At 45.4% G+C, this 7811-nt stretch carries 8 protein-coding genes; 2 read left to right on the top strand and 6 right to left on the bottom strand.

Annotation, left to right across the window (positions count from 1 at the left end; genetic code table 11):
* Positions 1-10: 10 nt before the first annotated feature.
* Entirely contained in the window at positions 11-2335 is a 2325-nt protein-coding gene (locus B3M51_RS02970; RefSeq protein ID WP_292756718.1) for an aminotransferase class III-fold pyridoxal phosphate-dependent enzyme, read from the bottom strand.
* A gap of 135 nt (positions 2336-2470) precedes the next feature.
* On the opposite strand from B3M51_RS02970, the gene fabG reads away from it, so the two are divergent.
* Entirely contained in the window at positions 2471-3250 is a 780-nt protein-coding gene (fabG, locus tag B3M51_RS02975; RefSeq protein WP_292756720.1) for a 3-oxoacyl-ACP reductase FabG, read from the top strand.
* Between the two features lie 102 nt (positions 3251-3352).
* Here the strand turns inward: fabG and B3M51_RS02980 are convergent, their stop codons facing one another.
* From B3M51_RS02980 to B3M51_RS02990, 3 genes are all read right to left on the bottom strand, one after another.
* Complete coding sequence (locus tag B3M51_RS02980; protein ID WP_292756722.1) at positions 3353-3775, bottom strand: GFA family protein; 423 nt, start codon at positions 3773-3775, stop codon at positions 3353-3355.
* Positions 3776-3892: 117 nt separating this feature from the next.
* Positions 3893-4471: a hypothetical protein gene (locus B3M51_RS02985; RefSeq protein WP_292480182.1), complete on the bottom strand. Its 579-nt coding sequence runs from the start codon at positions 4469-4471 to the stop codon at positions 3893-3895.
* Positions 4472-4588: 117 nt separating this feature from the next.
* On the bottom strand, positions 4589-5212 hold the full coding sequence (locus B3M51_RS02990; RefSeq protein WP_292480184.1) for a phosphatidylglycerophosphatase A family protein: 624 nt from the start codon (positions 5210-5212) through the stop codon (positions 4589-4591).
* 166 nt (positions 5213-5378) lie between these two features.
* Between B3M51_RS02990 and B3M51_RS02995 the strand changes: the two genes are divergently transcribed.
* On the top strand, positions 5379-6494 hold the full coding sequence (locus B3M51_RS02995) for an aldo/keto reductase (protein ID WP_292756725.1): 1116 nt from the start codon (positions 5379-5381) through the stop codon (positions 6492-6494).
* Between the two features lie 101 nt (positions 6495-6595).
* On the opposite strand, the gene B3M51_RS03000 is transcribed toward B3M51_RS02995, so the two are convergent.
* Both B3M51_RS03000 and B3M51_RS03005 read right to left on the bottom strand, forming a co-directional pair.
* Positions 6596-7504, bottom strand: coding sequence for a DMT family transporter (locus tag B3M51_RS03000; protein ID WP_349676688.1), 909 nt, complete (start codon positions 7502-7504; stop codon positions 6596-6598).
* Between the two features lie 40 nt (positions 7505-7544).
* Positions 7545-7811 (bottom strand): M24 family metallopeptidase (locus B3M51_RS03005; RefSeq protein WP_292756727.1); only part of this gene is annotated, 267 nt, incomplete at its 5' end.

A 7811-nucleotide genomic window follows, 5' to 3' on the forward strand; every position in this document is an offset into this window, starting at 1 on the left:
TTGCTGTTACTTACGTATATTGAACCTGCTGGGAAAACGTCTCCAAAAAGAAATCGGCTTCGGATTGCGTCAGTGTTAATAACGGCCGTAATTTCAACGTGCTACCAAATCGTCCTGCAGCTCCAATCAAAACACCAGCCGCTTTTAAATCATTAATCACCTGTTTGGTTTTAATAGGATCGGGAAGGTGTTTCTTATCTCGTTGGCCAATATCGATTCCCAGAAACAGTCCCTGCCCTCTCACCTCGGCAACGAAAGCGGATTGTTTAGCAATTGAGTTCAACTGAGTTTTTAAATATAGCCCCATTTTCCGGGCATTTTCCTGCAGGTTCTCTTGTTTGATAGCATCTAGAACAGCCTGTCCCGCAGCAGCGGCAACGGGATTACCACCAAAGGTATTGAAATAACCGACATCAGCACAAAACCTGTCCAGATAATCTGATTTTGTTGCGACTGCCGCCATTGGAAATCCATTACCCATCGGCTTTCCCATTGTCACAATATCTGGTGTTATCCCGTGGAAATCAAAGCCCCAGAATGCCTCACCTAATCGGGCAAACCCAGGCTGCACTTCATCTGCGATAAATACGCCACCAGCGTTACGCACTACATCCACGGCTTTTTTTAGAAAACCTCTGGGCTCGGTATAGATACCGTCTGATGAAAAAATGGTATCGACTAATAAAGCCGCGACGCTAAATCCTCGTTCCTCTAAAAGCTCAATGGCCTCAGCGACTTTTGCAGCAAACCCGGCTTCAATATCGTCACCATAGACCTCAACAGATGGGGCCGGTATTGCCACAACATGATCTGGCAACTTGCCCTGTTTGATAATTGATGGTGACACATCGGTGACCAAACTGGTATTCCCGTGATAGGCATCTTCAGTGACAATAAAACCCTCGCCACCGGAAGCCTGTTTTGCCAGACGCATCGCCAGATCATTGGCCTCACTGCCCGAACAGGTCATTACAATATTGGTAATAGAATCAGGCAACGTGGCCTTTAACGATTCAAGATAATCATCGACCACCGAGACCAGATAGCGGGTATGCACATTTAATGTGGCGATTTGCTTTGTCACCGCCTCAACCACATTGGGATGGCAATGTCCCAGACAAGGTACATTATTGTAAAAATCGAGATAGCGTTTACCATCTGCTGCCTGCATCCAGGCACCTTGTGCCGAGACCATTTCAATAGGCTCCTGATAAAACAATACCGAGGCAGCCCCCAGGTTATTTAATCGTCGTGTCACGTTTTGCTGATGTTCGCCCTGATTGGCTTCAAAGGCATTCATATCCAGAATACGTTTTTCAGTTAAACCATTACTTTCTTCAGCCTGTTGCTGCAGATATTTTTTTGCCAGTTCAATAGTGCCTAAGGTGAATTGTTCAAAACCGGCTTCAGCAGCGGTTTCTGTTTCAGGGTGACTTGCAACCCAGGCGGTCAGCAACAATCTCCGAAACATTACAAACGTTGAAATCATCGCTTCATCTTCAGCAGATAACGGCGCTATCGATTTATAACCACGCACCCATGCACGTTCCAACTCTGGCAATAAAGGAGAGGTTTCCAAAAAGGACACGGCAGAGGCAAAATCATAGATAAACCAGCTAAATCCGCAGTCATCAAAATCAATCACACTTAACTGTTTATCATCGACCAGCAAATTCGCTAATCGCAGATCAGCGTGCACCAAACCAAAGCGATCAGGGCTTTCACCATAGTGATTTAATTTTGCTTCCAATACTTCACATAACTGCTCTAATATTGCCTGGCCTGCTGGATCCAGCCCCGGTGCATCACGCCAGTCTCCCCATAAAGGATTTGCTCCAAAAGCGCTGTCAAAATTCCATTTTTTACGGGTAAAACCTTCCGGTAATGACCATTGTCTTGCCTGTTGATGCAATCTCGCCGAGGTTGCACCCAATATCTCAAAACCCTCTATCAGTGATTCATCCTCATTCGGTTGTTTACCCGGCATAAACTCGAAAGCCACCACGTAACGTTCCACGCCATCATCACTGAAGGAAGCCACCATTGAACCATCATGGCGGGTTAACGGTTCCGGTGTGTTAAGCAGCGCTTGCTCACGAAGCGATTGAATCCAGCGTAATTCGGAAAGGATTTCATTTTTGGAATGATATTCAGGGCGATGTACACGAATAATGAAGCGTTGATTATTTTCTTCATCGGTCACCATAAAGGTGGCATTTTCAGAAACCGTTAGCAGTGAGATAGTGGCGGTTTCATTGATATTCCAATGCCCCAGTAATTTTTCGACCTCACCAGTCAATTGCTGCAGATAATCGTCGTTATATAAACCGGTCATAACTTAAACCTAGATAAACAGTGGTGAAATAATTTATAACGCCAAAATGTCCGACTTGCAATATTTTAGTTGCAAAGAAAAAGATTTATGCTAAAAATACGGTTAACTAATGAACTCAACTTCTGGAGGTATTTCATGCTCACATCCATTCAAGGTAAGACGGTTATTGTTACAGGTGGCTCGAAAGGGATTGGTAAAGGTATTGCGAGTGTATTTGCTAAGCAGGGAGCCAAAGTGATGATTGCCGCCCGGGGCGAAAGTTCAGCAAAAGAGGCTATCGAAGAAATTAAAACCGCTGGAGGCACCGCTGAATATTATTTATGTGATGTCTCAAACTGGGAGCAGGTTCAGGCACTGGTTGACCATACCGAAAACACATTTGGACCCGTTGATATTCTGTGCGCTAATGCGGGCACTTTCCCGCAAAAGAAAATTGTCGATCTCTCCCCCGAAGCGTGGGATGACATCATGTCGACTAATTTGAAAAGCACCTTTCTGTGTGTCAAAGCCTGTATTCCACAATTTGAAAAGCTTGGTAAAGGTCGTGTCGTGGTCACGTCATCCATTACAGGTCCCATTACCGGCTACCCCGGATGGGCCCATTATGGGGCGACCAAAGCGGGACAACTTGGTTTTATGAAAACCGCTGCGATGGAACTGGCACGTTATAACACCACCATTAATGCCGTAATGCCGGGCAATATTGTCACGGAAGGTCTGGCCAGTCTGGGTGAAGATTATCTCAACAGCATGGCTGCTGCGATTCCATTAAAACGACTTGGTGCTGTAGAAGATATCGCCAATGCGGCATTGTTTTTTGCTTCAGATGAAGCAGCCTATATCACCGGCCAGCAAATGGTTATTGATGGTGGTCAGACCTTACCAGAATGCGTCGAAGCCGTAGACGAAATCTAGCATGATTAAACCAAGATGTGATGTCAGCGGAAAAGCTGTTTGAGCATTTTACCGACGTCAGAACAAATGATTGTCTTATAAAAGCCGAGGATTATTGCTTCGTCAGTTGCCACCGAACTGAGCAATAATCTCTGCTTCGGTGAGATTTCTGGTTTTTTCGGCAAACGAGTAATAACCGGGTTTGTTATCGATAAAGACCTGTTCGGCCAATTGCCATTGCTGTTTTTCGTCAAACAATCCTACTGGAATGGCATAAAAACCACCCTGCTTGAAGCGGTAAAACAGATGGGTTCCACATTGCTGACAGAAGCCCCGCTCAGCCCAGTCGGATGAACTGTAAACGCCGATATTCTCATTACCTTCAAAACGCACATCGTCTTCACATTCAGCCACTAACAGTGGACCACCGCCCCATTTCCGGCACATATCACAATGACAGGCTCCCACATGATTACTTTTAGGTTTTGCACTGAGTTTTACAGAACCACAAAGGCAACTGCCTTTTTGCTTTGTTATTGGATCCATTTTTTTCTCCTTAATCAGATGAAAGAACCTGATCTTGTTGTGTTTTTGATATAGCTTTATCAATGGATAATGTTTTTATACATGTTCAATATTTTGAAATAAAATGCTTCGGAAAATTCAAAACCAACGTTTGAACAACCAATGGGAAGGCAGATAAACGACTGTCACAAACGCAACAAACAACAAGGCCAGATATACTAACGGCGGTAACCAGGTTTGCGGCTGAGCAGGACCATATACCCAGTTGATATTATCCGATGGCCCGGATACCAGATAGGTCACGGGTAACACCACCATCGCCAACAGAATCTGTAAAGGTAGCGCCCTTTGATCGTAGCCCAGACGCATCAACGTCAAAATGAGCACGGGCGGAAGTGCCAGATGAAAGGCAGCCGAGAGAATTTGTATATGCCATTGCGATTCCTCAGCAAACATATACCCGGCAATATTTATGAAATGTCCACCACTGACAAAATCCAGCACCCACATCAGCTCCAGAAAAAGAACGCTGACAGCCATCATGCTTGATAATAAACGGTTTTCCAGCCAAAGGGCCGGCACCATAACAATCAGTGCAATGTCGGAAAACCATAAAAAATTAGTCATCCCCAAATCGCGCCAATACACCGGCACGATGATGCAGACCATCAGCGTAAAAGACCATTTCAACCATGATGGAATGCGATTCTTTGCCATAAGGAACTCATTCAATTGCATTGACTAGTTAACAACATTACTCTGCCAGTCCGAAGTTTCACTTTCTTCGATAATAAATTACTTCTTGTAGATCAATATCTCTTCCCAGCAACTCACCTATTCGTCTCTGGTTTTAATTTGCTCTGCAGAGGAAAGTTTTTGCTTGGCTGAATGGCGATACCACCGCCAGCCAATGCTGAAGATAAGTAGCGTCCACAAACAAGCAACTACATCATCAAGCACGATCCCGACACCGCCTTTAAATGCCTCTGTCGCCCCTATAGGTGGCGGCTTGGTCCAATCCAAAATTCGACTGGTTATAAAAACACTGGCCAACAGGATGGGATGTTGATGGACTGGAAGTCCAAGCGTTGCAAGCGGAAATGTCAGTAGTTCATCAGCCACAATATGTGAATTATCTTTGTCTTCAAAATGTACTTCCCCGTATTCACTTATTGGAATGGCCACACCAACCAGAACGATTACCGCCACTAACTGTTTCCATAACGTGAATCGACACAGATATAAACTGAACATCAATCCTGCCAGTGCACCGGCAGTGCCTGGAATGAACGGTATACAACCCAGCCCGAAACCGATAGAAAGCATCCCTCTGAAGTTATCAGCTCTGACACCACAAAAAGTATGGTTGGTTACTCCAAGAAAAAAAATGAGAACTGCCACTGCAATACTCATTGCAGCGGTGAAAACAATCACTTTATTGCTAAGATGTTTATTCATTGTTCACCAAAATCCTATCTAGTGATACCATCGAATCAAGAGCTTCTTATCATGATGAAGTTTGCAGGGATGTGTCTACATCCTTTTTTCTGAATACTCCCATTTAACCTAAATGTAACGACTAATTGTCGCCCGAGCGAACCACTACCATAACCGGAGGTGAAGCATGGAAAGACGAGATTTTCTTACAGCTGTTGCAGGCACCAGTTTGGCGCTAACCCCACTGCTGTCAAAAGCACAAGCTAAATCAACCCCCTCAAGAAACCCTGAAACGTTGCCAATGAACAGCGGTGAATCCAAACGCTACCGACCCAAACACCGTGTCGGACTTGGTGGTGCTATCGGACTGGGAGATATGCGAAAGATATTGACCGAAAAAGAAGCATTCGAACTCATATACACCGCCTGGGATGAGGGCATTCGCTATTATGATACCTCTCCTTGGTATGGGCTGGGACTTAGCGAACGTCGCCATGCCATGTTACTTTCGGCTCAGGAACTGGGATCATATGAAGTGTCTTCTAAAATTGGACGCCTTCTGGAGCCCGACTCAGGCTATAACCACGATGGCTGGGATGGTGTAAACAATTTTAATTACTTCTACGACTACAGTGCTTCCGGTACTCGCCGTTCAATTGAAGATAGCCTTCACCGTATGGGCGTACCCAGTCTGGATATGGTTTTTATTCACGACCTGTCACCGGACAATGATGATATGGGTGAAAACTGGAAAGAGTATTTCCAGACCGCACTGAACGGGGCGATGCCAGAATTGATTAAAATGCGTGAGGAAGGCCTTATCAAAGGCTGGGGCATGGGCGTTAATACCATACCACCCGCCAAAGCGGCCATTGAACAATCAGATCCCGACATCATTCTTCTGGCCACACAATATTCTCTGCTCAAGCATGACGATGCGCTCCACCAAATCTTTCCATTGGCAAAAGAACGGGAGATCTCTTTTGTCCTGGGAGCACCACTGAACTCGGGCTATTTGGCTGGCAATAATTACTACAATTACCATTACGGCGCACCGGAACGCATTCATCAAAAACGTGAGCAATACCGTAAGCTGGCAAAAGAACTTGAAGTAGATCTACGTACTGCTGCTTTGCATTTCTGTAATGCACCAGACGTGGTGAGTGCCATATTACCCGGCGCCAGCAAGCCCGAACATATTCGTGAAAATATGGCATCGTTGACCAGTAGTGTGCCAAGGGAATTCTGGGACGAGGCTAAACAGCGAGGTTTAATGGACGAAAACGCACCAGTTCCCTCCTAGGCCAGTATATGTCAGCGATAAAGGGGAAGATTTATTCAATTTAAAATAAATCTATCCCCTTTTTTTCATCCGCCATATCAAGATAGTTTTTGAATACAAACTCATTTTTGAGTGCTGTTATACAGGCTCAACACGGTCACAGTCACAATGATCAGTCCCATGCCAAAAAACTGTGTTGCGGATAAGCTTTCATCTAAAACCACTATCCCAAACAGCGAGGCTGTAACCGGTTCGACCATTGCCACAATAGCCACCACAGTTGGGGCAGTGTGTTTCAGTCCAACGATATAGATAATGAAAGATATCCCTGCGCCAAGCACTCCCAACAACACAAACAGGAACCAATTCGGTGAGCTCAATACTGACACTGTCTGTTCAATATCTATAAACCAGATAAGAATGCTGATCAGAACTCCAAACGCTATAACGAGAATCGCCTGTGGGCTACCGTGTGGAGTTGCATACTTGAAACCAAAAATGAATATCGCATAGGAAAGGCCGGAGAGTAGGCCGGCTCCAGCGGCAACAAGGGTGACGTCATCTTTATCAATGTCATATAACCCCATCAGTAACATGATCCCCATAATGACCATTGCTATAGCGAACCATTTGAACAAAGAAGGCCTTTCAATTTTGAGTGCAAAAGAAACGAGAAAGACGAACACGGGGGCGCAATACATCAGCGTTACAGCAACCGCAACGCTTCCCTCGGCAATGCTCCTGAAATAAAAAGCGAAGTTGCCAGCGACGCCCACCCCAGCAAGAATCGACCAACCCCATAATCGCCAATTTGCTAATCCACTGTTATGCGGTCGCAACGCTAGCCAGATCAGAACGAACAACAGTCCTATCAATCCACGGTAGAAAGACACCACTAACGAGCTCCAGCCTTCTGCTGTGAGGATGCCACCAATTCCACCTGCAAGTCCCCAACACATTGCCGCCAGCACCACAAATAACGTGCCCGGACTTACATGTTTGTTGGATGACATTAGCGATTTGTGCAACATTCTAAATAGCCTTTAGAGAGTTGTTCAGGTGATCTGCAGGTTAGTTACATTCCTCTTCCCGGAGCGTAAGCACCTCGTAACCATTCGAAGTAACCGCAATGGTGTGTTCCCATTGTGCAGATAACTTTTTATCACTGGTTACCACGGTCCATCCATCTTTCTTTTGTTTCACCTTGGCCTTTCCCTGATTGATCATCGGCTCGATGGTGAAGGTCATTCCTTCCTGTAAAACCAGTCCTTTTCTTGGCTGGCCAAAATGTAAAACTGCAGGTTCTTCGTGCATTTCTCGACCAATGCCGTGACCACA

Source organism: Methylophaga sp. UBA2689 (assembly GCA_002354555.1).
GTDB lineage: Bacteria > Pseudomonadota > Gammaproteobacteria > Nitrosococcales > Methylophagaceae > Methylophaga.